24 protein-coding genes are annotated in these 22,826 nt (G+C 40.8%); 13 read left to right on the top strand and 11 right to left on the bottom strand.

What is annotated here, in order from left to right; genetic code table 11:
- Nucleotides 1–65: 65 nt before the first annotated feature.
- On the top strand, nt 66–365 hold the full coding sequence (locus ACSLUH_RS07670; protein ID WP_448565722.1) for a c-type cytochrome: 300 nt from the start codon (nt 66–68) through the stop codon (nt 363–365).
- 55 nt (nt 366–420) lie between these two features.
- On the opposite strand, the gene recQ is transcribed toward ACSLUH_RS07670, so the two are convergent.
- Nucleotides 421–2,199 (bottom strand): DNA helicase RecQ, encoded by a 1,779-nt coding sequence (recQ, locus tag ACSLUH_RS07665; RefSeq protein ID WP_448566028.1) that lies wholly within the window; start codon nt 2,197–2,199, stop codon nt 421–423.
- A 164-nt stretch (nt 2,200–2,363) separates the two neighbouring features.
- On the opposite strand from recQ, the gene ACSLUH_RS07660 reads away from it, so the two are divergent.
- The 4 genes from ACSLUH_RS07660 to rarD all read left to right on the top strand — a co-directional run bounded on the left by ACSLUH_RS07660 (nt 2,364) and on the right by rarD (nt 4,789).
- Nucleotides 2,364–2,819 carry a thioesterase family protein gene (locus tag ACSLUH_RS07660; protein ID WP_448565721.1) on the top strand — a complete coding sequence of 152 codons (456 nt, stop codon included), beginning with the start codon at nt 2,364–2,366 and terminating at the stop codon, nt 2,817–2,819.
- 147 nt (nt 2,820–2,966) lie between these two features.
- Nucleotides 2,967–3,095, top strand: coding sequence for a hypothetical protein (locus ACSLUH_RS07655; protein WP_448565720.1), 129 nt, complete (start codon nt 2,967–2,969; stop codon nt 3,093–3,095).
- Nucleotides 3,096–3,182: 87 nt separating this feature from the next.
- Entirely contained in the window at nt 3,183–3,566 is a 384-nt protein-coding gene (locus tag ACSLUH_RS07650) for a DUF6559 family protein (RefSeq protein ID WP_448565719.1), read from the top strand.
- 305 nt (nt 3,567–3,871) lie between these two features.
- Complete coding sequence (gene rarD, locus ACSLUH_RS07645) at nt 3,872–4,789, top strand: EamA family transporter RarD (protein ID WP_448565718.1); 918 nt, start codon at nt 3,872–3,874, stop codon at nt 4,787–4,789.
- A gap of 46 nt (nt 4,790–4,835) precedes the next feature.
- Here the strand turns inward: rarD and ACSLUH_RS07640 are convergent, their stop codons facing one another.
- Entirely contained in the window at nt 4,836–6,659 is a 1,824-nt protein-coding gene (locus ACSLUH_RS07640; RefSeq protein WP_448565717.1) for a YfiR/HmsC family protein, read from the bottom strand.
- 208 nt (nt 6,660–6,867) lie between these two features.
- Here ACSLUH_RS07640 and ACSLUH_RS07635 point away from each other — a divergent pair, with 208 nt between their 5' ends.
- Entirely contained in the window at nt 6,868–8,973 is a 2,106-nt protein-coding gene (locus ACSLUH_RS07635) for a TonB-dependent receptor (RefSeq protein WP_448565716.1), read from the top strand.
- Here the strand turns inward: ACSLUH_RS07635 and ACSLUH_RS07630 are convergent.
- The 7 genes from ACSLUH_RS07630 to ACSLUH_RS07600 all read right to left on the bottom strand — a co-directional run bounded on the left by ACSLUH_RS07630 (nt 8,970) and on the right by ACSLUH_RS07600 (nt 16,204).
- A complete protein-coding gene (locus ACSLUH_RS07630) occupies nt 8,970–10,211 on the bottom strand; it encodes a diguanylate cyclase (RefSeq protein WP_448565715.1) in 1,242 nt (413 codons plus the stop codon). The two genes, ACSLUH_RS07635 and ACSLUH_RS07630, sit on opposite strands and share 4 nt — an antisense overlap.
- Before the next feature lie 17 nt (nt 10,212–10,228).
- Entirely contained in the window at nt 10,229–12,403 is a 2,175-nt protein-coding gene (gene uvrD / locus ACSLUH_RS07625; protein WP_448565714.1) for a DNA helicase II, read from the bottom strand.
- Between the two features lie 86 nt (nt 12,404–12,489).
- Nucleotides 12,490–13,203, bottom strand: a complete 714-nt coding sequence (locus tag ACSLUH_RS07620; protein ID WP_448565713.1) for an HAD-IA family hydrolase — start codon at nt 13,201–13,203, stop codon at nt 12,490–12,492.
- A gap of 3 nt (nt 13,204–13,206) precedes the next feature.
- Nucleotides 13,207–13,908, bottom strand: a complete 702-nt coding sequence (locus ACSLUH_RS07615; protein ID WP_448565712.1) for a DUF484 family protein — start codon at nt 13,906–13,908, stop codon at nt 13,207–13,209.
- A gap of 8 nt (nt 13,909–13,916) precedes the next feature.
- Nucleotides 13,917–14,747 (bottom strand): diaminopimelate epimerase, encoded by an 831-nt coding sequence (dapF, locus tag ACSLUH_RS07610; RefSeq protein WP_448565711.1) that lies wholly within the window; start codon nt 14,745–14,747, stop codon nt 13,917–13,919.
- Nucleotides 14,748–14,780: 33 nt separating this feature from the next.
- On the bottom strand, nt 14,781–16,028 hold the full coding sequence (gene lysA, locus ACSLUH_RS07605; RefSeq protein ID WP_448565710.1) for a diaminopimelate decarboxylase: 1,248 nt from the start codon (nt 16,026–16,028) through the stop codon (nt 14,781–14,783).
- Entirely contained in the window at nt 16,028–16,204 is a 177-nt protein-coding gene (locus ACSLUH_RS07600) for a hypothetical protein (protein WP_448565709.1), read from the bottom strand. Before ACSLUH_RS07600 ends, lysA begins: the two co-directional genes overlap by 1 nt.
- A gap of 111 nt (nt 16,205–16,315) precedes the next feature.
- Between ACSLUH_RS07600 and cyaY the strand changes: the two genes are divergently transcribed.
- The 6 genes from cyaY (at nt 16,316) to ACSLUH_RS07570 (ending at nt 21,590) form a co-directional block, all read left to right on the top strand.
- The gene (cyaY, locus tag ACSLUH_RS07595) at nt 16,316–16,636 is read left to right on the top strand and encodes an iron donor protein CyaY (protein ID WP_448565708.1); all 321 of its coding nucleotides are present in this window, start codon (nt 16,316–16,318) and stop codon (nt 16,634–16,636) included.
- An 18-nt stretch (nt 16,637–16,654) separates the two neighbouring features.
- Complete coding sequence (gene hemC, locus ACSLUH_RS07590) at nt 16,655–17,584, top strand: hydroxymethylbilane synthase (protein ID WP_448565707.1); 930 nt, start codon at nt 16,655–16,657, stop codon at nt 17,582–17,584.
- The gene (locus tag ACSLUH_RS07585) at nt 17,574–18,347 is read left to right on the top strand and encodes a uroporphyrinogen-III synthase (protein WP_448565706.1); all 774 of its coding nucleotides are present in this window, start codon (nt 17,574–17,576) and stop codon (nt 18,345–18,347) included. The genes hemC and ACSLUH_RS07585 overlap by 11 nt, the downstream gene beginning before the upstream one ends.
- Nucleotides 18,337–19,644 (top strand): uroporphyrinogen-III C-methyltransferase, encoded by a 1,308-nt coding sequence (locus ACSLUH_RS07580; protein WP_448565705.1) that lies wholly within the window; start codon nt 18,337–18,339, stop codon nt 19,642–19,644. Before ACSLUH_RS07585 ends, ACSLUH_RS07580 begins: the two co-directional genes overlap by 11 nt.
- Nucleotides 19,644–20,837 carry a heme biosynthesis HemY N-terminal domain-containing protein gene (locus ACSLUH_RS07575; RefSeq protein ID WP_448565704.1) on the top strand — a complete coding sequence of 398 codons (1,194 nt, stop codon included), beginning with the start codon at nt 19,644–19,646 and terminating at the stop codon, nt 20,835–20,837. Before ACSLUH_RS07580 ends, ACSLUH_RS07575 begins: the two co-directional genes overlap by 1 nt.
- A gap of 84 nt (nt 20,838–20,921) precedes the next feature.
- The gene (locus tag ACSLUH_RS07570; RefSeq protein WP_448565703.1) at nt 20,922–21,590 is read left to right on the top strand and encodes a DUF2982 domain-containing protein; all 669 of its coding nucleotides are present in this window, start codon (nt 20,922–20,924) and stop codon (nt 21,588–21,590) included.
- 111 nt (nt 21,591–21,701) lie between these two features.
- Here the strand turns inward: ACSLUH_RS07570 and ACSLUH_RS07565 are convergent, their stop codons facing one another.
- Nucleotides 21,702–21,965: a type II toxin-antitoxin system RelE family toxin gene (locus ACSLUH_RS07565; protein WP_448565702.1), complete on the bottom strand. Its 264-nt coding sequence runs from the start codon at nt 21,963–21,965 to the stop codon at nt 21,702–21,704.
- Nucleotides 21,952–22,185, bottom strand: a complete 234-nt coding sequence (locus ACSLUH_RS07560) for an RH3 domain-containing protein (RefSeq protein ID WP_448565701.1) — start codon at nt 22,183–22,185, stop codon at nt 21,952–21,954. Before ACSLUH_RS07560 ends, ACSLUH_RS07565 begins: the two co-directional genes overlap by 14 nt.
- A 244-nt stretch (nt 22,186–22,429) precedes the next feature.
- Here ACSLUH_RS07560 and ACSLUH_RS07555 point away from each other — a divergent pair.
- Nucleotides 22,430–22,826 (top strand): IS110 family transposase (locus tag ACSLUH_RS07555; protein WP_448565700.1); only part of this gene is annotated, 397 nt, incomplete at its 3' end.

The following is a 22,826-nucleotide window of genomic DNA, read 5'->3' as shown; positions in this document are numbered from 1 at the left end:
AACTTTTTACATATAATCAATCAAGATAAGAGTGATTTAAATAAACCATAAGAGAGATAAACGTTATGAAAAAACTTACCTTAGCTGTTGCAGCTACTGTGATGATGGCATCTCCTGTTTTTGCTGGCGATATTGCCGCAGGTAAAGCGAAAGCAGCTACTTGTCAGGCTTGTCATGGAGCTGAAGGTATTTCTGCAGTACCAATGTATCCAAACCTTGCTGGTCAAAAAGAAGCTTACCTCGTTAAACAATTAAAAGATTTCAAATCAGGTGCGCGTAAAGATCCTGTTATGTCAGCTATGGCAATGCCATTATCAGATGAAGATATTGCCAATATCTCTGCATACTACGCTAGCTTAAAATAAGTCGGCGTATTTCCGAACAATATAGCGCGTTCTCGGCGCTATATTGTTACTAACATTACATTTCATGTTCGGTTATCAGTTCGATAAACGCTTTACCATAGCGCTCCAATTTTGTATTACCCACACCGCTCACCATTAAAAACTGTGCGTTTGACTTTGGTTTAGTTCTAGCCATATCCGCCAACGTTGCGTCATTAAAGACAATATACGGTGGAATATCCTCTGCTTCGGCAATTGCCTTTCTTAACGTCCTTAATTTAACAAATAATGATTTGTCATAACTGCCTTGCTTTAGTTGGTTCATTTGCCAGTAGCTAGCTTTTTGTAAACGAGGAGACGCTAACATTAATGATGTTTCCCCTTTTAAAATAGCTTGCGCGGCTTGTGTTAACCGCAATGCTGAGTTTTGACTAATATCTTGCTGCAAATAGCCTAAATGGATCAGTTGTCGCACGATAGCATACCAATAGCCAGGTGTTTTACTTTGGCCGATTCCAAATGTTGATACTTTATCATGACCAAGCTGAATAATGTGTTTGTGCTGCTCACCTCTTAGCACTTTAATCAGATAATCAATATCACCTTGTTGTTCAATGCGATAAACACACGACAGTACCATTTGTGCTTCTGTTGTACCATCAAACTGTCTGGGTGGGTCTAAACAAATATCACAGTTACCGCAACGGTTATCAGTGTATTCGGCAAAATAATTTAAAATCACCTGTCGCCGGCAAGTCTGCGCTTCAATAAAGCCTTGAATGGTTTGAAATCTTCTCAAATCGACATCAACACGTTGATCATCGTTATGTTCACTAATACGCTTAACGATACGATCAACATCTTTATCATCATAAAGAAACAACGCTTCAGCGGCCAAGCCATCGCGTCCAGCACGGCCAATCTCCTGATAATACGCTTCTAACGTTCTCGGTGGTTCAAAATGAATAACATAGCGGACATTAAGTTTATTAATCCCTAGGCCAAACGCAACCGTTGCCACGACAACCTGTAATTTATCTTTTGCAAAGCGCTCTTGAACATCGGCGCGAATATGACTTTCTAATCCCGCATGATATGCAGCACAATTAATACCTTCTTTTAAAAGTCGCTTGCTTATATTTTCAACTTGCCAACGGCTATTACAATAAATAATACCGCTTTGTTCTCGCCTTTTATTTATATAACCAACCGCTTGAGAAATACCATGATACTTATCTGCCAACGTCAGACGGATGTTAGGTCGGTCAAAACTGTCAATATGAATATAAGGCTGGTTCAGTTGCAATTGCATTAATATATCTTTACGGGTGGTTACATCGGCTGTTGCCGTTAACGCCATAACAGGTATAGAAGGAAATTGCTGTTTTAAACAATTTAATTGGGTGTAAGCTGGCCTAAAATCATGTCCCCATTGAGAGATACAATGAGCTTCATCAATGGCAAATAAACTTATTGGCAATGATTGGAGCCCTTCTAAGAAATAGCGGCTCTTTAATCGTTCAGGTGCCAGATAAAGAAGCTTAATTTTCCCTTGCGCTAAACCTTGAAAAATTTGATGAATTTCATCGCTCGATAAGCTTGAGTTAATGTAAGCGCATGCAATACCTTGGCGTTTTAATCCATCCACCTGGTCTTTCATTAAAGCAATTAATGGTGAAACAACAATAGTGACACCCGGCAGCATAATCGCTGGTAGCTGATAACAAAGTGATTTCCCTCCACCTGTCGGCATTAACACTAAACTATCTCGACCAGCAAGCACTTGATTAATAATATCTTCTTGACCAAGTCTAAAACTTGAATAGCCAAAATACTGCTTGAGCACACTCAGCATTTGTTCGGATGAGGATTGATTATGGGAAAACAAGAATCTGTCTTTTATTACCTAATTATGGAGGCATTTTACCTGAGTATGCTGACATGAAACAGTGATTTGTTTACATCGGTAAGTAAACTACTCTACACTGTTAAAAACTCCTCCTACCAGTTTATTAGATTATGAATGATTCAGAAATATTTCAACAGATTGCTGATTTTTGGACAAATGGGATGCCTTTTAACCGATTACTCGGTTTAAGGGTAACCAAGTTTAATTATCATGAATCCGAAGTACGATTTCTTTGGCAAGACGCTCTGATTGGTAACCCCATGCAAAAGATTTTGCATGGCGGGGTCGCCGCAGCAGCATTAGATCTTGTTGGTGGGGTAGTGGCAGCAGCCAATATAATTAAACAATTAGATAACCCTACTCCAGACAACATCGAAAAAAGTCTTAGTAAATTGAGTACCATAGATCTGCGAACCGATTATCTTAGACCCGGCAAAGGTGATGAATTTATCGCTACCGCCAAAATTATTCGCAGCGGCAGTAAAGTGGCTGTTGCTCGCATGGAACTTCATAATCAAGATAATGCCCATATTGCTTTTGGTACCGGTACTTATTTGGTCGGTTAATTTCCGTTAGGGCTATTAAACGCGATATATCACCTTAAAAACTACTAGAGCGTGTTGATGCGTCAATCCAGTAAGTTTTTTAAACGTTTTTGTAATAAATCACAATGCAATTCGACTAAAAGGCTAAATGACGCTAAAGGAGAGCATATGAAAAAATCGATAACAATATGGTGGAAGAAAAAAACGGCACAAGAAAAAGCAGATTTTGAATCATCTTTTGTTCTTATCATAAGCACCTTGAGCTTTTTACCCGCGCTACTTATCGTATCACTATAAAGGTGCTTAACACCTAAAAAGAGTGCTGTATATTAACTATCATTTACCTGTCGCCATAAGGGATAAAAAATCGTAAGGAATTCGCTCATGTTTGACGCTTTATTTAGTAACAGTACTATTAAGGCCATCGCAACAGAACTGCCTAAAAAGCTTATTAAAGCCTATGGTAAAAAAGAGGTTTATTCAGTTGTTGATATTAACACCATTTACTTATCAACATTCGAAACTAACCTAGATATACACTATGCCTACGCAATGTTTTGCACGGTAGACGAATTTGCTAAGTCAACTCAACAAGACGGAGTTGAACTGTCGTATAACGAATTACGCTGTGAAATTGCTAAGTATCTTTTTGATGGTTGGCCACGCTTTAATTTTGAGTCGCTGCTCAACCTTGACAAAAAGTCACCACTACCCGATTTGGTCAATGAAGTAACTGATATTGGGCTAGATTTACTTGGTGGTAGTTAGCGTCTATTGACTGTGTTTGTTGTCTACAATCAGCAGCAAGTATTGGTAGCATTTCAGCGGTTTGAACATTACTCAGTGATGTCAAATAAGCAAAAGCCTATGTGAGTAACGCCCCAAATAAACATTAACCACAAGGCTGTGAAGGAACTCGACAATATTTGACTTTATCGTATAGCGAAATATTTACAATAATGTTCTGTTGCCTTTACGTCTTAACACTATAGTACAATAAAATAGCAGTGATATTATTGTGCTGTTGGTTAGACATCTTGATATAATAATGTCTTTAATTGTAATGTCATTCCATGAGCACACAAATTTCCCCACCAGATCATCGAAATGGCATCATTAGCGCCGTTTCGGCTTACCTACTTTGGGGATTAGCCCCAATCTATTTTAAGTTAATCAGCGAGGTAACCGCCGATGAAATCATGGTGCATCGCGTATTGTGGTCGTGTGTCTTATTGTTCTTTATCGTTATTGCCATCGGTAAAGGCCGTGTTATCGTCAACCTATTAACAGAAGCAAAACACGTTTTAATCCGACTCACCATCACGGCGAGTTTTCTTGGCGTTAATTGGTTTTTGTTTATTTGGGCTGTTAACAATGATCACTTACTTGACGCGAGTTTAGGCTATTTTATCAATCCCTTATTCAGTGTTGCGCTAGGAATGCTCTTTCTTAGTGAGCGTTTAAGTCGTTGGCAATTATTTGCTGTTTTCCTCGCCATTGTTGGCGTGCTAATTCAGTTGGTTACACTAGGCTCTGTACCGGTAATTTCATTAGCCTTGGCAGGAACATTTGGCATTTATGGTCTATTGCGAAAAAAAATAGCCGTAGACACCTTTGTTGGGCTGTTAGTTGAATCATTACTGATGCTGCCAATTGCACTTATTTATTGGTTCTTTTTTGTTGAGTCGTCAACCAGTAACTTACTAACGAATACTTGGACACTGAATATCAGTTTAGCGTTCGCAGGTGTGGTGACAACAGCGCCTTTACTGTGTTTTACTGCTGCAGCAAAACGACTGTCGTTGTCAACGTTAGGCTTTTTCCAATATATTGGGCCAAGTATTATGTTTGTGCTGGCAACCTTTTACTATCAAGAACCCTTGGAAACAGCTAAATTGGTTACCTTTGTATTTATCTGGTTTGCACTATTAATCTACAGCACTGATTCGTTAAATAGACGCAAAAAGAGATTAAGAGGAGCGGCAGCATAACGCTACCATTATCATCAGTGCGCTTGATAATCTTAATTAAACAGCACTAAGACAATTGACGGGGTAGGAGAATATCAAAACAAACCCCTTTATCAAGCTCACTAGTCACTTCAATAGTGCCTTTTAGCTTTTGGCTGATGACGTTGTAAACAATGTTCATACCCAAACCAGTACCGCCACTATTACGCTTTGTTGTGTAAAAAGGCTCAAAAACGTTTCTTAATACTTCTTGGGACATCCCGCTACCATTATCGATATAACGAAGCTCTACACCTTTACTACCTTGAGATACCTTAATAGTGATTTGACAGTTTTCTCGTCCTTCAAAACCATGACGAATGGAGTTAGTCACTAAATTCGTGATCACTTGAGCGATTGCCCCTGGGTAAGTACTAATTTTAATCTCGCCATCGGCGTCGATATTAAATTTAACATGGTGACGTTTAAGCTCCGCTGAAAATGTTTGCATAATTTCAACGATATACTCAACAATATCGAATTCTCTTTCTTCACCGACGACATGATCTGCAGCAACTTGCTTAAAGTTGTTCAACAATTCAATTACCCGCTCTAACGAAGAAGTATTTAATACCGACGCTTCTTTTACATTGTCGAGATAACGTTTTACTTTGCTCTTTGACAAGCTGTTACTATCAAAGCTTTGAACTATTTCTTCAGTCTGTTCAAGTACTGCACTCGTTGACGTAACCGCAATACCAAGTGGCGTGTTAATTTCATGGGCAACGCCGGCGGTCAACTTACCTAATGATGCCAGTTTTTCAGATTGGACTAGCTGTTCTTGCATGTTCTGCAAATTTGCTAAGGTATTGCTGAGCTTAGCCGTTGTTTTCCTATTTTTAAAGAATAGCCGTAATGCAACAATTAAGAAAAGCAAGGTGATCGCCGTCAGCACCGCTAACACAGATAAATAAAACTTTTGCTGATCAATGAGTTCTTGCCCTTGAGCAATCTGTTGATTCTTTTTATTGAGCTGTGAGCCTTGCTTGGCTATTTGTTGTTCTTGAATATCTAACGTTTGTCTATTAATTTCAATTCGTGTTGCTAATTGTTGGTTAACCGCCGCTTGTTCTTCTGCGGTTTGGGTTTGCTTAGCTAAACTTTCTCTTGCTTGCGCTAATTGCTGACTAACGTTATCTAATAGTTTTTCGCGATCATTTAACGCTTCTTTTTGCTGTTCAATACTCTCTTTCAATCGCTGCAGCTCTTCTTGCCTTTGCTTGGCGACTTGCTCACGCTCAGCAAGCGATGCATTTAGCTGCGCTAACTTTTTCTGCGTTGCTAAAAACTGTTGTTGTTGCTCATTGAGTTGCGCCGTTAACGTCAGCTCTCGCTGTTTAATCTGTTGTAAAGCAAGCTCACTTTCTCGATACAAGGTCGCAACGTCTAGTTCAGTCCCCCCAAGCAATAGTAGCTCTGGTGACATTGATAAACCTTCAAAGATTATATTAGATTTATTGACCTCAAATGACATCGCTGAGGTTTCAGGATTAAAGGTAAGGTTAATCATAACATTATGACGGTCAGCGCTATTATCAGTGACCAATAATGTACTTGTTTTGCGAAGTTGCGCCGCTATGTCAGCAACCTGCTCGTTATATTGCTGATTAATAAAAACTAAATCTGATGCTTTAAGTTGTTCGAGCTTTTTAGTTTGTTCAACAATAATCAGCAGGCCATTGACAGACTGCCCAGTTAATACGCTTTTAATGGTATTAGACTCTTTACCATCACCATATAACGTTAGCCGATAGTTTTTCTTTTCTGACTGTTCTGGCCAGCTGACTTTTTTTAAAAAATTAAATAAGTAAGCCGCCTTTACCTGTGCACCACTAAGTTGTGGCTTTGCCATGGCGATGCTGTTAAGCAGTATACTGCTTAACCCAATTAATATAACTACGTTACATAAACGCCTAAATCTAACCATGCAAAGTATCTGTGTAATCAGAAATTTATCCTTGATAATGCAACAATACGGTTTTTTGTCAAACAAATCACCACCTAATTGATTATTTTTCGCTATCACGTTAATCTACATCAAAATTTCTAGCTGTATTTTCATGACGTTTCGCTATTCTCCCGCAAAATTGATTTCTGCCATTGTTTTTCCCTTATCGCTAAACAGCGTTATGGCAAATCAATTAGCTCCTGATTTGCTTGATCTTTCGCTTGATCAATTACTTAATACCAAGATTACCGTCGCCTCGTTAAAAGAAGAAACCGTTTCTAAAGCGCCGGTCCCAGTAACCATTATCAATGAGCAAATGATCAATGCCAGTGGGGCTACTTCTTTAAAGCAACTCTTACTCAGCTATGTGCCAGGCTTTACCGATATTGAAGATCAAAACGAAATCAATGTTGCGGCACGTGGAATTTATACCTCAGCTCAACAAAAGATTTTAATTTTAATTAACGGCCATCGGATGAACAGTTACAGTTATTCAATGGCTTCACCAGATCACAGTATATCACTGGATAAAATTAAACAAATAGAAGTACTTAGAGGCCCTGCTTCTGCACTTTATGGAAATGTTTCCTTAACAGCTACTATCAATATCCGTCTTAAAAGCACCAATGAGATCCCCAATAATCAAGTCAAGCTCTTGGCAGGGAACCATGGACAGCGAGGAGTTTCGTTGTTAGCGGGTGAAAAAGTTGCTGATACTGGCTTCGTTATTTGGGCAAATACCTACCAAAGTAAAGGTGAGCATCGAGCATTCTCAGCTGAAAATGTTTACAGTAGGCAACCTCAGTCAAACAATAACGCAATTATCAACGGCATCAAGGATAAAACCCCTTTTGATCTTGGCTTAACCATCGCATCAAATTGGGGCAATATTTTCTTTAACAGCCGCAGAGCACATTACATCGAACCATTTTCGGGAGCAGGCCTAACGGGTGAGCCATATGACTATGACAAAATTGAAAAGCTTGACGGTACAGGTCCAGGTTTCGGGTACACTGCCAACCACTTTGAATACGCGTTTAACCATATCCTCTTTGGGTGGCAGCAAAAAACGCAACTTTACGTAGATAACTTTCAAGCTGACACAATGGCAGTGATTGAGCCCATCGCGCCAGTTGTTGTTGCGCCCTCATGGAAAGAGGTAACTCAAGGGTTGATATCAACCATAGAGACTAGTTTTTCACACAGTAGCTTACTATTCGGTGGTCAAGTAGAAGCATTTAAAGTCTATGGAGCCGACTTTCCACTCGCCAAGAATAGCTTTAGCTTTAATGACACCTTAAACAATGTTTTACCCAGTGGCCGAGAGAGTAACTATTCTCTCTTTGGGCAATTGCAACATTCAATTGACCAGCTATGGGATCTTAATCTTGGTATTCGTTATGATAAAAAAGATCGAAAAGCGACCGCGAATATCGAGGAGTTTAGTCCTAGATTAGCTCTGGTTTATAATCGAGACAATGCCAATGTTAAGCTTTCCTACTCAGAAGCGTTTGTGGATGCAACCTATTGGAATCGTTTTTCAAACTTAGCGTCTTTTAAAGGTGCTAAAACGCTAAAGCCAGAGAAGCTGAGTGCGTGGCAGTTTTCTCATAGTGTGACCTTACCGTCATTAAATGTGCAGCTATCGTCAACATTGTTTTATGACCAATCCAGCAATGTTATTTTTAGAGATAACAATGCTATCGACAATAATTATAGCAATGCTGGAAAGCTCAACAGTTGGGGCGTCGAGCAAGAATTTGCTTACATTGGCAGCCGAACTAAGATTCACGCCAATTTAACCTTTAGAGAAGCGACAGAAAGCGAATTGATAGCAAGCCACCATGGTTATATCGCCAATGTGCCAAAGATAACCGGAAATATTAATGTTAGCCATCAATTAACCGATAGTACCGCCATTTATCTTGGCGCGAGATATATCGGCAAACAGTTTACCCCGATCAATATTCAACAAGATGGCAGAAGAGTAATCGACCCATTTCCAATGGAAGGGGTAAGTTACCAAGCACCCAAGCACTATGAAGGCGCGAGTTGGGTAATAAACACCAATCTCACCTATCAATTATCCAAACATTTTTCAGTTAGGTTTTCAGTTGAAAACCTTTTCAATCGTGACTATCGCCAAGGTGGGACGACGCTTTTTCCTTATCCGAAACCTAAACGCTGGTATACACTCGAAGCAACGCTAAGCTTTTAAGCTTCAACTATTTTATTTCGACCGCCAGCTTTTGCTTTATACAAGGCCTCATCCGCTAAATTCAGCTGTACGGTTAACGGGGCCTGACTATTAAATACAACGCCAATACTGACCGTAAAATTAATTTCTTTTTCTTCATACGGCATGGTGTTATTGGCAATTTCCAAACGAAACTCATTAAGCTTCTGTTGGATCATATGTTCATCTGAACCCGCAAATAGAATCACAAATTCTTCACCACCAAGTCTGGCAACCAAACCACTGCCAAAATAGCGCCGTAAATACAGCGCCGTTATCTTTAAGATATGATCGCCCGCGTCATGACCATAGGTATCATTCACTTTTTTAAAAAAATCAATATCTAACATCGCTAAACAGTATGAGGTTTGCTTTTTAATAAACCGTTGAATGCACCCTTCAGCCTGTTGAAAAAATGCGCGACGGTTGGGCAGTTCTGTTAGGTAATCTGTCAGTGCAGCTTGTTTGATTCTTTCGATATTATCTATATTTTCAATATGTTGAGTAATACGACAATAAAACTCTTCTAGGCAAAAAGGTTTACGAAGGAAGTCATCTGCGCCATTTTTAATAAAGCGCGCCGTGTGTGAACCGGTTTCTGCGCCTGAAACTCCTATGATGGCAATATTTTCACGGCTAAAATGCCGACGTATTTCATTGGTTAACGCAATACCATCCATTTCGGGCATTTCTAAATCTGTGATCACCATTTTAATGTTGGAAGACTGCTTTAATATCTCTAACGCTTTTTTGCCACTGTCAGCAATATAAACGGTGTAATTTCTTCGTTTGAGTAATTCAACAATATAGTTACGTGAGGCGCGAGAGTCATCTACCACTAAAATACCAATGTTATTGTTCACCATTAACCACGATAAAATGCGCTTAAGGTACATGTAAGCTTGGCTATTTTCTTTAGGAATATAATCGACAACCGGCTGAGATAAGATTTTTTGTCGGGTTTCATCATCCATCTTACCTGTCATTACAATGCCAGGGATACGACGTGAAAGTACACATTCTATGGCTTCACCATCGGGACCATCAGGTAAAGAGTAATCTATTGTCGCTGCGAAATAATGTTGGTTCCCTTGTAAAACATCTTCAAGTTGCGCGATGCTTTCAGCAATAGTCACCTCAAAACCTACCGATTGTCCAATCTGCTTTATTACATTTGCAATCGCTTTACTATCTTCAACCACCAGCAACTTTTTTGTCATTCGCAAGCCTTACATTTTTATATCGCCTGTAAATTAGCATAGGCTACTACCAGCCATTTGCTACCTACTTGTGAAAAATTTACTTGAACTCGACTCTGTGCGCCACTCCCTTCATAGTTCAATACCACCCCCTCACCAAACTTAGGATGCAATACTGACTGTCCCAATTTAAAGCCACTATTTTCAAAAGTTTCCAAGGTTATCGTATTAGAGAAACGCCCGGTCGTTGCAGGGCGAGAGACTTGATTGCGCATACGAATATCTTCAACACAAGCTTCGGGCAGCTCTTTTAGAAAACGGCTAGGTGGATGAAACTTCTCTTGCCCATATAAACGCCGACTTTCTGCGTGACATAAATACAGTTTTTGCATGGCCCTGGTCATACCGACATAACACAGGCGTCGTTCTTCCTCTAAACGCCCTATTTCTTCGACAGATTGTTGAGATGGAAACATTCCTTCCTCAAGGCCGGCAATAAATACCAACGGGAATTCTAAGCCTTTGGCTGAATGCATGGTCATCAGTTGCACCGCTGGCTCATAAGCATCAGCTTGAGATTCACCGGATTCAAGCGCAGCATGAGTTAAAAAAGCGGTCAATTTCGTTTGCTCTTCTTCTAACTCCGGCTCCATTTCAAATGTCTGGCATGCAGTTACGAGTTCATTTAAGTTTTCGATCCGCGCTTGGGCTCGTTCACCTTTTTCAGCTTGATACATGGCTTTTAAGCCACTGTGCTGAATGACAAAATTAGCTTGTTGATCTAAATCGAGGTGACAAGAATCGTCTTCTAACTGCTCAATCAGCTGAATAAACTGGGTAATGACTTTGGCGCTACGGCCTTTCAATTCTTGATGCTCTAGTAAATGCTGACAGGTTTGCCATAAGGTTAATTGCAAGCTACGAGCAGCATCGCGCACTAAAGACAGCGTGGTATTACCAATACCACGAGTTGGTGTATTGATAATACGTTCAAACGCGGCGTCATCATCACGATTATTGATTAAACGCAAATAGGCTAACGCATCTTTGATCTCTTGACGTTCAAAAAAGCGCAAACCGCCATAAATCCGATACGGCAACTGGGCTTGGATGAGCGCTTCTTCCAATAAGCGTGATTGTGCATTGCTTCGATATAGAATAGCGACTTCATCTAAAGTACCACTGCCATCACGCCAATCATTGATACGACCCGCTATAAATCTTGCTTCATCAATCTCATTAAACGCGGTGTAAATAGAAATTTTTTCGCCGTCATTATCTTCAGTCCAGAGCTCTTTGCCCAAGCGATTATTATTGTTGGCAATTAATTTGTTGGCCGCATTAAGTATATTAGCGGTTGAACGATAGTTTTGCTCTAACCTGATGGTTTGCGCCGACGGAAAATCATCTAAAAAGCGCTGAATATTCTCTATCTTCGCACCACGCCAGCCATATATTGATTGGTCATCATCACCGACGATCATGACCTGACTTTGCGCTTTACCAAGTAAAGTAAGCCACGCATATTGAATGGCATTGGTATCTTGAAACTCGTCAACCAAGATATGACGAAAACGTTGCTGGTAATGTTGCAGTAATATCGGATTGTTCAACCACAATTCATGGGCTCTTAACAATAACTCAGCAAAGTCAACCAAACCGGCACGATCACACGCCTCTTGATAACCTTGATACACTTTAACAAAGGTTTCTTCCGTTGGATCAAAGTGAGTTTCAATATGCTGAGGGCGCAGGCCCTCGTCTTTTTTACCATTGATGTACCATTGCATCTGCTTTGCAGGCCAGCGTTTTTCATCAAGGTTGAGTGAGCGGATCACTCGTTTGACTAAGCGCAGCTGATCATCAGAATCTAACACTTGAAAACTTTGCGGTAAGTTGGCTTCTTGAAAGTGCATACGCAATAACCGATGCGCTAATCCATGGAATGTGCCTATCCACATACCGTGGACATTACCGCCGGCCACGTGTTCAACTCTAGAGCGCATCTCAGCCGCCGCTTTATTGGTAAAAGTCACCGCTAAAATACTATGAGGAGAAACCTGTTCGACTTTCATCAACCAAGCGATACGTTGCACCAAGACTCGTGTCTTACCGCTACCTGCACCGGCCAAAACCAGCATGTTTTGTAGTGGTGCAGCGACAACATCACGTTGTTTATCATTGAGAGAATCGAGTAACTGGGAGACATCCATAATAGCATTATTATTCTTAAGCGAAGGTAATGATGCGATTATACCTGAGGCAACAAAAATTGCGACCGTATCACTTGCCGATACGCTTAGCGATTTACCAATAAAGCTAACTCTTCAACGTCTGTTAATTCGCAATTAGGTAAAATAGATAGTGGTTTGCCAACATCATAACTTGATACCCATGCAGTTTGGCAACCCGCCATAATAGCCCCATAAATATCACTGCGCCCACAATCACCGACATGAAGTAACTCCCGAGCTGCAATACCCAGTTTTTGACAAGCTTTGTAAAACATATCAGGACTTGGCTTTTGCTTTTGGGTTAAATCAGCGTGGAAAATATCAGTGAAATAGTCGCGAATACCAATTTTTTCAGTATCGACATTACCATTACTAATCGCAACAATGGGATAGTGTTGACGGAGTTGTTCGAGTAGCTGGTGAACACTTTTTGGCACCTGAAAATTACTGCGGTGATGTAAAAAATGCGCCATGGCATCGCTAGCCATCGACTGCGCTTGATGCTCATCAAACCCTAAGGCTTTAAGGCCATGAAAATAGACTTGCTCGCGCAGAAAGCCAACATCATGAGACCAATGCGGATATTGCTGCAGAAGCTGCTTACGAATAACAAACCAATAATGGTGGTCATACGCTTGAGATTGCTTCGGAAGGCACTTAGAAAAATAGCGCGTCATCGCGCTATCAGTAGCCAACATCACCGGATAGTTGCTATATAAAGTATCATCTAAGTCAAAACTTATTGCTTTAATTGGCAATAACCGACGAAAGAACTTCAAAACTTAACCAACGCTATAAAGATGCTTTGCAATTAACTTGGCAATCAAACGCGTAAACTGACCGATTAATAACGTATCCATACGCGGATCAAAGTGATCGGCATCTTGACTACTGATAGCTAAAAATCCCAACGTTTTGTCCAAATGCATAAGCTTTATCAAAACAACCGAACCGGTTTGGGTTTCTGAAAAAATAAGCTGCTGTTCTTTTTGTTGTAAACGACCAAAATAATAAGTCTCATTGTCGAGTCGATCAGAAACGATACCTTTACAATCGGCTGTTGTGATCACTGGGTGTGCTAATTCAGTAGGGCGAGTTAGCCATAACTTTAAATCAGACAACGATAACAGCTCAGTTGTCGCTTGATGCAAACAATCCAGCAATTCTGCGCCATCTTGGCAATCAATCAAACGCAAATAAAGATCACTGTACAAGACAAACAATTGCTCATTTTGGTTAGCAACTGACATTAATTCCGTAATTTCGTCTTCAAGCGCATGAACTTTTTGTCTGAGCAAGGTTTGTTGGCGTTCCACCAAAGATACCGTTCCGCGTTGATTATCTTGAATACGCAAACTAGCGAGTAACGACGGATTACGATTAAAAAAATCGGGATTATCTTCTAAAAAACTCACCACAATATCATCAGACAAAGCGATTTCTTCTAATTGTTCATGCTCTAAAGTGTTTGTATCGTTATTCATTTCATTACTCATAAATGTAACTGTCCATCGAAAACATGCGTTACTGGGCCAGTCATTTTTACCGGGTGTCCAACACCCTTCCAATATATTTTCAATTTACCACCGGGTAAATCTACCATGACTTGCTTAGCAAGTTTATTTTGTTGTTGACCTATCACCACAGCAGCACAAGCGCCACTGCCACAGGCTAACGTTTCCCCAGCACCTCGTTCAAAAACACGCAATTTGATGCTGTCGGAAGAGACAATTTCCATAAAACCAACGTTAGCTCCCTGCGGAAATCGCTCATGGATACTCAATTGCTTGCCCAAACGTTCTACGGGAGCATCATCAATAGAATCAACAGTGATCACACAGTGAGGATTACCCATCGAAACAGCTCCACAGAGCACGGTTTCCTCTTCGCATCGCAAAATATAAGTACCTTCGGCTTTATTGGCATTGAACGGTATTTTACCGGGTTCAAATTGCGGAATCGGCATGGTTACCGTGACATTACCATCTCGCTCAACAAATAATGTCATTTTGCCTGCATGGGTAGAAACTCTAATCTTGTTGCGATTAGTTAACCCTTTCATGCGAACAAATTTCGCAAAACAACGTGCGCCATTACCGCATTGGCTGACCTCACTTCCATCGGCATTAAAAATTCGATAATGGAAATCAAGATCGGGATCATAAGGAGGTTCAACCACCAATAACTGGTCAAAACCGATACCGAAATTTCTGTCCGCCAAACGCCTTATTTGATCATTAGGTAAATACACATTTTGGGTGACGTTATCCAACACCATAAAGTCATTACCCAAGCCATGCATCTTTGAAAAGTTTACTAACATGTTATTCTTGTTCTCGGTCAATTAAGGACAAACTCAAGGAAGCAATGCTTCACCTTGCCACAATTGACTTATTGTTTCTCGTTTTCTGATCAAATAATGTTGTTCATTATCAACCATGACTTCTGCCACTCGCGGACGAGAGTTGTAATTTGAACTCATGGTAAAGCCATAAGCACCAGATGAACGCACCGCTAACAAGTCGCCTTGTTTAATCGCTAGTTGACGCTCTTTTCCTAAAAAATCGCTGGTTTCACATACCGGACCAACAACGTCATAACATCGCGAAGGTTCAACATTATTTTGTTTCACCGGAATGATGTTTTGCCACGCTTGATATAAAGAAGGTCTGATCAAATCATTCATTGCCGCATCAACAATGGCAAAATGTCGCCCTTGATTTTCTTTTAAAAATTCAACCTTAGTTACTAGAATACCCGCATTAGCCATAATAGCTCGTCCAGGTTCAAACAATAGCGTGAGTGAACGGTCACCCAATCGTTCAACAATAGCTTTTGCATATGCACTCGGTTGTGGCGGTTGTTCTTCTCGGTAATTAACCCCTAAACCTCCACCAACATCGATATGCGAAAGCACGATACCTTGCTCCGCTAGTTTATCAACCATCACTAACAATCGGTCGAGTGCATCGATAAATGGCGTTATCTCGGTTAGTTGAGAACCAATATGGCAATCAATACCTTTGATATTAATATTGGGCAAAGATGCGGCTTCCGTGTAAATATTCATAGCATCATCAATACTTACACCAAACTTATTTTCTTTCAGACCAGTTGAAATATAAGGATGCGTGCCGGCATCGACATCAGGGTTCACCCTTAATGAAATCGATGCGACTTTATCCATGCTCGCAGCAACCGCTTGAATACGAGCCAATTCAGGCGCTGATTCAACATTAAAACAATAAATGCCTTTTTCTAAGGCAAACGCAATTTCATCTTCGGTTTTGGCGACCCCAGAAAAGACAACTTTTGCTGGATCCCCGCCAGCTTCGATCACCCGAGCCAATTCTCCTTTAGAGACAATATCAAAGCCAGAGCCTAACCTTGCTAAAACATTCAGAACCGCTAGATTGCTATTGGCTTTAACAGCATAGCACACCATATGCGGGTGATCGCCAGCAGCTTGATCAAAGGCATGCCAATGACGTTCGATCGTTTTACGCGAATAAATATACAATGGCGTTTGATAGTGTTTAGCGAGTGCTTCAACCGCAACATCCTCAGCGAATAGGTCTTGTTGCTGATAATTGAAGAAATCCATTAGCGACCTTCCTCTTTTTTAGCCTCAGCTGGAGTTTGTTTTTGCGTCTTATCGGCGTCTTGTGTTTGACTTGGCTGTTGTTTTTCTGTTTGATACAAAGGACCAGGCATTCCACAAGCATTTAATAGCAACAATGATGTAAAAAAAGTCAATGTAGAAAGTTTTAGTTTACGCATTATTTGATTAATTCGATTTTTTTCCCATGATAGACGTTTTATAATGGCTTGACCATATGTTACCAACGAAACGAAACGCGATTTTAGTGTTTTTTGTAAAAGGAACGATTAATGAACGATAGTCAGTACAATTTTATAGCCGATGAACTGTTACTAGCGCTTGAAGAAGCGATTGAGGATTGTGGTGTCGATATTGACTATGAAGGAGTGAGCGGCATGTTAACACTCACCTTTAAAAATAGTTCAAAAATCATTATCAATAAACAAGCACCTTTGCATGAAATATGGGTCGCGACTAAATTTAATGGCCATCACTTTCACCTCGAAAACGAGCAATGGATAGACAAACGTGGCGGCGAAGAATTTTGGGCGTTTATCAATAAAGCGGTCAGCACTCAAGCTGAAACAGATGTAAGTTTGAGCCCACAGTAGTCGTAATTAGGAATTATCATGAGTAAAAATGTTGTTCGTATTGCAACAAGAAAAAGCGCACTTGCCTTGTGGCAAGCCGAATATGTAAAAGCCCAGCTAGAGCATCATCATCACGACATTACCGTTGAACTGGTGCCAATGACCACAAAAGGTGACGTAATTTTAGATACACCGTTAGCCAAAGTTGGCGGTAAAGGCTTGTTTGTTAAAGAACTTGAAGTAGCCATGCTTGAAAATCGCGCTGACATTGCCGTCCACTCAATGAAAGATGTGCCAGTGGAGTTTCCTGAAGGGTTAGGGTTAGAAGTGATTTGCCCGCGAGAAGACCCTCGCGATGCATTTGTCTCAAATACCATCAACAGCTTGGCAGAATTACCACAAGGTGCAACGGTGGGTACGTCTAGCTTACGCAGACAATGCCAATTAAAAGCGATGCGTCCTGATTTAAATATTATCGACCTACGCGGTAATGTTAATACCCGTTTAGCGAAATTAGACAATGGCGAATATGATGCAATAATTCTTGCTGCAGCCGGCTTAATTCGCCTAGAGATGGAAGCGCGTATTCAAGAATTTATTGAACCTACGGTTATGTTGCCGGCAAACGGTCAAGGGGCTGTTGGTATTGAATGTCGCGCCGACGATGAGCACATTAAAGCGTTGCTTGCCCCGCTTGCCTGTCAAACAACGCGCTATCGAGTGCTGGCAGAGCGAGCAATGAATAGAAAGCTCGAAGGAGGCTGCCAAGTACCTATTGGTAGTTTTGCCATCGTCAATGACGAAACGCTGCACCTCAAAGGCTTAGTGGGTGCTGTTGATGGAACAACCATTTTACAAGATGAAGTAACTGGCCATGTTGAGCAAGCCGAGCAGCTTGGAGAGCAATTGGCGCAGCAGCTGCTAGAGCAGGGTGCCGATACGATTTTACAAAGTGTTTATGGTGGATAACATTGCTACTGTGCTAATTTCGCGCCCAGAACCACAAGGCACAAAACTAGCACAAACATTACAGTCAAAAGGTTTTACTACCTTGTGCCAGCCGATGTTTACCTATCAATCAGTTACCAATAGGCAAACCATCGAACAACAATTAGCACAGCAGCAACCGCAAATATTAATTTTTATTAGTGTTTCTGCGGTTGAATACGCTCACCAAGCACTCTCTCTTCCGTCATGGTTAGCCTTAGCACCGATACAAACCGTGATCGCAGTTGGTCCAACTACCCAACAAAAGCTCACCGAACTCGGTATTGAAAGTATTTGTCCTAAGCAACATGATAGCGAAGGTATGTTAGCGCTCACTGATTTGGCGACTTATAATATAAAAGGGCAGCGAATCACCATCGTTCGTGGAGAGGATGGTCGAGAGCATCTTGCAAAGCAACTGAATGCTGCAGGCGCTACGGTAAACTATTTACCTGTTTATCAAAAACAATGGCTCAGCTTTCCCGCCGATGTGGCAAAGCGCTGGCAGCAGCAAAGCGTTAACTGTATTGTTGTCACGAGTTCCGCTTTATTAAAAAGCCTTGTACACTTAATTGATATTACTGATAATCATTGGTGTTGTGATTGCTTGTGGCTCGTCGCGAGTGAACGTATTGCACTACAAGCAAAAAATTTCGGGTTACAAAACGTCATTAATTGTCATGGCGCGACTAACCAAGCAATACTAACAACCTTGTTAAATATGGACTTGACTGATGACCGATAATAAAAAAGACAAAAGCCTTTCAACACCTCAGCAAGCGCCAGAGCAATCAACTGATTTTGAAGATAAAACGCTGAATGAGGAAGATACTGCCAACGACAAGCAAACCACAGCAAGCTCGACCATCGAAAAACATCAAGCACAAAAAGGCAAACCTGTGTCATCGAATAAACATCAACCATCATCAACAACTGCTACTCATCAAACCCCTAAAGCCAAGGTATCGAAAGTAGGGGTGTTAGCGTTATTAATAGCACTGAGCAGTATTGGTGGCGTAGCGGGGCTATATTGGTATCAAAACCAACAAATTCAGCAACGCTTTGCCCAATTAACTCAAGCTGAACAAGCAAGTGAAAGAAAACTCGAGCAACTGGTAGAACAATTGAACGATGCTCAAGAAGTTTCGCTAAGAAACACGATCAATGATGCACTTGTTGAACAAACGCAACAATGGGTGACACGAGATGAAAAAATAGCCTTACTCGAACAACAAATAGCGCGCTTGCAACAAAATCAACCCAGTGATTGGTTGATATATGAAGCCGAATACTTGCTGCGTATCGCCAGTAGAACCTTATGGTTAGAAAAGGATAGTGCAAAAGCGATTGAACTGTTGCTTGCCGCTGACAAACAAATTAAGAAACTTAATGATCCCAAGTTTTTAACCTTGCGACTTAATATCAAACAAGACATCGATAGTTTAAAAGTATTACCTCAGTTGGAGATAGAAGAAATCATTTTGTCTTTGCAAGCCTTGAGTGCGCAGGTTTACCAGTTGCCACTGGTTTATATTCAAAAAGAGCAAGCAAGCGAGCAACCTAAGCAAGTATCGAATGATATCGCGGATTGGCGTGAAAACTTAAAAATTACTTGGGATAACTTTGTCGAGCAATACTTCACGCTTCGTCCGGTTAATGTTAACGTTAAGCCGTTGTTATCACCTGAATATCAGCAAAATTTAAGAGAAAACCTTCTATTGAAGCTCAGCTTGGCTCAAGGCGCAGCGGCTCGGCACCAAACTGGCCTTTATCAGCAAACGCTCGCTGAGATAAGCCAATGGATTGATGAGTACTTTGATACCAGCCAGCAAAACACGACATACTTTATCGAACAAATTAACGCGTTGAGTCAGCTTGCCGTTGATATTGATTTACCCACTCAACTATCCTCGTTGCAAGAAATTAGAGTATTGATGAGTCATCAGACACAACTGAATGAGCTAAATGAACTAGAGCAGCAAAGTAACAACGGGTCTAGCTCACCGATGGTCGATTCAGCATCAGAAAGTGAGGCGCTCTAATGACACGGCTTCTCATACTTCTTGGACTTTTTCTGCTTACCATAGCGTTCGCTCCTGCCTTAATTGACGATAAAGGCTATATCTTAATTAAGATGGGCGATAATGCACGCGAGACCACGGTAACCGCCGCGGTTGCCATGTTAGTGACCTTGTTTTTTCTCCTACTCGTGGTCATACAATTATTTAAAGGTGGCTTAAAGCTCTCTTTCAGCGCTTGGAATAAGATCGCTTTTGCGAGCCAACGAAGAGCGTTAAGAGATTTTAATAAAGGTGTCGCTGCTTATATCGTTGAAGATTATGCGCAAGCAGAGCACCTGCTTAGTCGCAGCGCCGAAAGCAATAAACTCAGTAATATTAGTTATCTTTTGGCCGCGAGCGCCGCTGATAAACTGGGGTTATCGAGTAATGCCAAGCATTATCTTGGACAATTGGAACAACAGCCGGCTGACTTAAAGGACCATGGTTTAGAAGCTATTTTAGTCACGATAAAATTACTGCTTAACCATCAAGAATATGCCAGTGCTCGAAAAGTGTTGGACGATTACCATAAACATATTGGCCATGATGATCGGTTACTCGCCCAAGAAATCACGTTAAGCCTAATTGAAAAGCGCTTTCAACATGTGGTTAACTTGTTAAAACAAGCTCGAAAAAGCAAAACCCTAACAGAAGAACAAATCATTCGCTGGGAGAGCCAAGCCTTTAATGGCGTTTTTGAACAAACGATCTCGGAAAAAAGTCAACTTGCCTTACATGACTACTGGCAAGGATTAGCGAGCAAAGTCAAGCAACGAGATGCCGTATTATTTGCCTATTGTCAAACCTTAGCGAATCATCACGTCAGTGAACCATTAACGAAATTGTTATTACCAAAGGTCAAGAAGGGCACGGATGAAACGTTTATTAAAAAAATACGCTTATTGCCGCTGACGGTTAGCAACGAATTAGTTCAGGCAGTGCAAAAGCACTTACATCATGATCCACAAAGTGCAAAATGGTTAAGTTGCTTAGCACATCTATCGATAAAATCGAAAGAGTGGGATCGGGCAGAAAAAGCGTTTAATAGCCTAGTGCACTTACCCGGGCATCAATACGATACCATCGATTTAAAAGCCTTTGCTGAGGTACTCCAGCATCAAGGTGAAACGGTAAAAGCATTAGAAGTATTTAATAAAATAGTCGAAAACCAATAAGATGTTACATGGGTGTATTGTCACCATGCGATTGTGTCGGTATACGTTGTTGCATAACACTCAGCTAACATAACAACAAAATGTATGGATAACTCACCGCATATACTCATCGCTGGTAATGCTAACAAGCATGGTCGATTTGCGCTGGTTGTCGGTGTTTTCGGGCTATTTATCGTATTATTGCTCGGCCAATGGTTTTGGCAAGACGCTAAATTCCCTTTGATGTTCGCCGCTTTAGTCGCGATAGTGACCATTGTTATTGGCGCAAGCAAATTACTTGAGCCTCGTTATCGCTTCGATCTTACCCCGCAAGCTTTGACCTTTATTCACCGCAAAGGATGTTGGTCGTTACCTTGGTCAGTGATCCGAAATATTTACCCTATCACCAATACCCATGGCATTGTTAGGGAAGAATTGGGTTATATCGGCATTCGTGTTGAGCAATTAACCGACATTGCCAACAATATGCCGCCGCGGTTAGCCAACCACCTCCTTCACGAACAAAAGCCGCTGTTGCTTTATTGTGTCTCAAGAGGCCTAGCAAAACGTGAAGAAGTGATCATTAACTTCGAAAGTTTTAAGTTGGGAGATAAAGAAATAAAAGGCCCGTTAGCAGGTTTTTTACATCAGTGTGTTTTGTTACATCGGGTTTATGGTGCACATTTATTTATTGCACAAACCGATATTGACCGCTCAATGGAAGATTTCACCGCGCTATTAAAAAACTGTAAAGCGCACCATCAAAATTATTAATTTAGTCATCCCGTTTGACGCTGAAATTTCATCATTCAACCAACAGATATCAAGCAAACAGCTTGCAAGCGCTAAAAACTAAAAATGAGTTATTGATGCCATAGTCTCTTGTTAGTTGCTCTTATACACACTAGATCTGTGGGCTATTTTAACAACATTGACCACAAGCAAGTTATCTCTTATTTCGTATATTATTCGATAAAGACCTTGCCTTACTCGATAGCTATCTTGTCCAGATAGTTTGACACAGCCTTCACCTCTAGGGTTTTCGGCTAACGAATCTATTTTATGAAGGATCTTTTTAATATCGCTTTTAGGGATAGTCCGTAAATCTTTAGTTACCGACTTCTTGAAAGTAATCTTATATTTTGCCATGTGATTTTAAATCATTTAGCAATTCTTCATATGAAATCTCAGGTTCGTTTGCTCGCTCTGAAACAGCAGCTAAATCTTCTTGGTCTTCTCGCATCAATAGACGAACTGCTTCATCAATAATTTCCGATACTGAAAGATGAGCTGATGCGGCTCTAATTTTAAGTGCTTGGTGTATCTCTGGTTCAAAATACACTGTTGAACGCTTGGATAAATTACTCATATTTTTGCTCCACCTAAATAATGAACAACACTATAGCATTATAATGTCATGATGTCACCAAGGTTGGGGGAGCAACTAACGCCCACTTAACGGGCAAATAATTAGCTTGGCTAAAATTTGGAGCGCAGCGACAGGAGCCAAGCTTTATTTGTCCTGTTGAAGTGCTTGATACTCATTGAGCCTCCTCCTTGAAGCTAGCCATTGACTAAGCTTCAAGGTAACCAAACCAATAGGAGAAAGCTCAATGAATTTCTACAATAACATGCATCCGTACTATTGTGGTATCGATTTACATGCCAGATTACTTTATGTCTGTATTATTGATGATACAGGCGTCATCCTCGTACACCAAAAAATTAAAGATAGCCCCGCTGCTTTACTGCAGCTGTTGAATCCGTACCTTGGTAATATTGTCATTGGCGTAGAATGTATGCACTGCTGGTATTGGGTCTGTGACTTTTGTCAGCAGCACAACATTGATTTTATTCTCGGCCATGCGTTGTATATGAAGGCTATTCATGGCGGTAAAGCAAAAAACGATAAAATTGACTCGTATAAAATCGCTAAACTTATCCGTGGAGGCAACTTTCCTATGGCCTACGTTTACGATAAGGAAATGCGCGCCACTCGCGATTTACTTA

The organism is Thalassotalea ganghwensis (assembly GCF_053485795.1).
Note: the sequence above shows the minus strand (reverse complement) of the source record. Positions and strands in the feature narration are given on the sequence as shown.

Bases quoted from the DNA above. Each gene is read 5' to 3' on its own strand.
- cyaY (WP_448565708.1), top strand. From the start codon at position 16,316: ATGAACGATAGTCAGTACAATTTTATAGCCGATGAACTGTTACTAGCG.
- ACSLUH_RS07570 (WP_448565703.1), top strand. From the start codon at position 20,922: ATGGATAACTCACCGCATATACTCATCGCTGGTAATGCTAACAAGCAT.
- ACSLUH_RS07650 (WP_448565719.1), top strand. From the start codon at position 3,183: ATGTTTGACGCTTTATTTAGTAACAGTACTATTAAGGCCATCGCAACA.
- ACSLUH_RS07600 (WP_448565709.1), bottom strand. From the start codon at position 16,204: ATGCGTAAACTAAAACTTTCTACATTGACTTTTTTTACATCATTGTTG.
- recQ (WP_448566028.1), bottom strand. From the start codon at position 2,199: ATGCTGAGTGTGCTCAAGCAGTATTTTGGCTATTCAAGTTTTAGACTT.
- ACSLUH_RS07575 (WP_448565704.1), top strand. From the start codon at position 19,644: ATGACACGGCTTCTCATACTTCTTGGACTTTTTCTGCTTACCATAGCG.
- ACSLUH_RS07615 (WP_448565712.1), bottom strand. From the start codon at position 13,908: ATGAATAACGATACAAACACTTTAGAGCATGAACAATTAGAAGAAATC.
- ACSLUH_RS07660 (WP_448565721.1), top strand. From the start codon at position 2,364: ATGAATGATTCAGAAATATTTCAACAGATTGCTGATTTTTGGACAAAT.
- hemC (WP_448565707.1), top strand. From the start codon at position 16,655: ATGAGTAAAAATGTTGTTCGTATTGCAACAAGAAAAAGCGCACTTGCC.
- dapF (WP_448565711.1), bottom strand. From the start codon at position 14,747: ATGTTAGTAAACTTTTCAAAGATGCATGGCTTGGGTAATGACTTTATG.
- ACSLUH_RS07640 (WP_448565717.1), bottom strand. From the start codon at position 6,659: ATGGCAAAGCCACAACTTAGTGGTGCACAGGTAAAGGCGGCTTACTTA.
- ACSLUH_RS07585 (WP_448565706.1), top strand. From the start codon at position 17,574: ATGGTGGATAACATTGCTACTGTGCTAATTTCGCGCCCAGAACCACAA.
- uvrD (WP_448565714.1), bottom strand. From the start codon at position 12,403: ATGGATGTCTCCCAGTTACTCGATTCTCTCAATGATAAACAACGTGAT.
- ACSLUH_RS07565 (WP_448565702.1), bottom strand. From the start codon at position 21,965: ATGGCAAAATATAAGATTACTTTCAAGAAGTCGGTAACTAAAGATTTA.
- ACSLUH_RS07670 (WP_448565722.1), top strand. From the start codon at position 66: ATGAAAAAACTTACCTTAGCTGTTGCAGCTACTGTGATGATGGCATCT.
- ACSLUH_RS07655 (WP_448565720.1), top strand. From the start codon at position 2,967: ATGAAAAAATCGATAACAATATGGTGGAAGAAAAAAACGGCACAAGAA.
- ACSLUH_RS07560 (WP_448565701.1), bottom strand. From the start codon at position 22,185: ATGAGTAATTTATCCAAGCGTTCAACAGTGTATTTTGAACCAGAGATA.
- ACSLUH_RS07580 (WP_448565705.1), top strand. From the start codon at position 18,337: ATGACCGATAATAAAAAAGACAAAAGCCTTTCAACACCTCAGCAAGCG.
- ACSLUH_RS07630 (WP_448565715.1), bottom strand. From the start codon at position 10,211: ATGACAAAAAAGTTGCTGGTGGTTGAAGATAGTAAAGCGATTGCAAAT.
- rarD (WP_448565718.1), top strand. From the start codon at position 3,872: ATGAGCACACAAATTTCCCCACCAGATCATCGAAATGGCATCATTAGC.
- ACSLUH_RS07635 (WP_448565716.1), top strand. From the start codon at position 6,868: ATGACGTTTCGCTATTCTCCCGCAAAATTGATTTCTGCCATTGTTTTT.
- lysA (WP_448565710.1), bottom strand. From the start codon at position 16,028: ATGGATTTCTTCAATTATCAGCAACAAGACCTATTCGCTGAGGATGTT.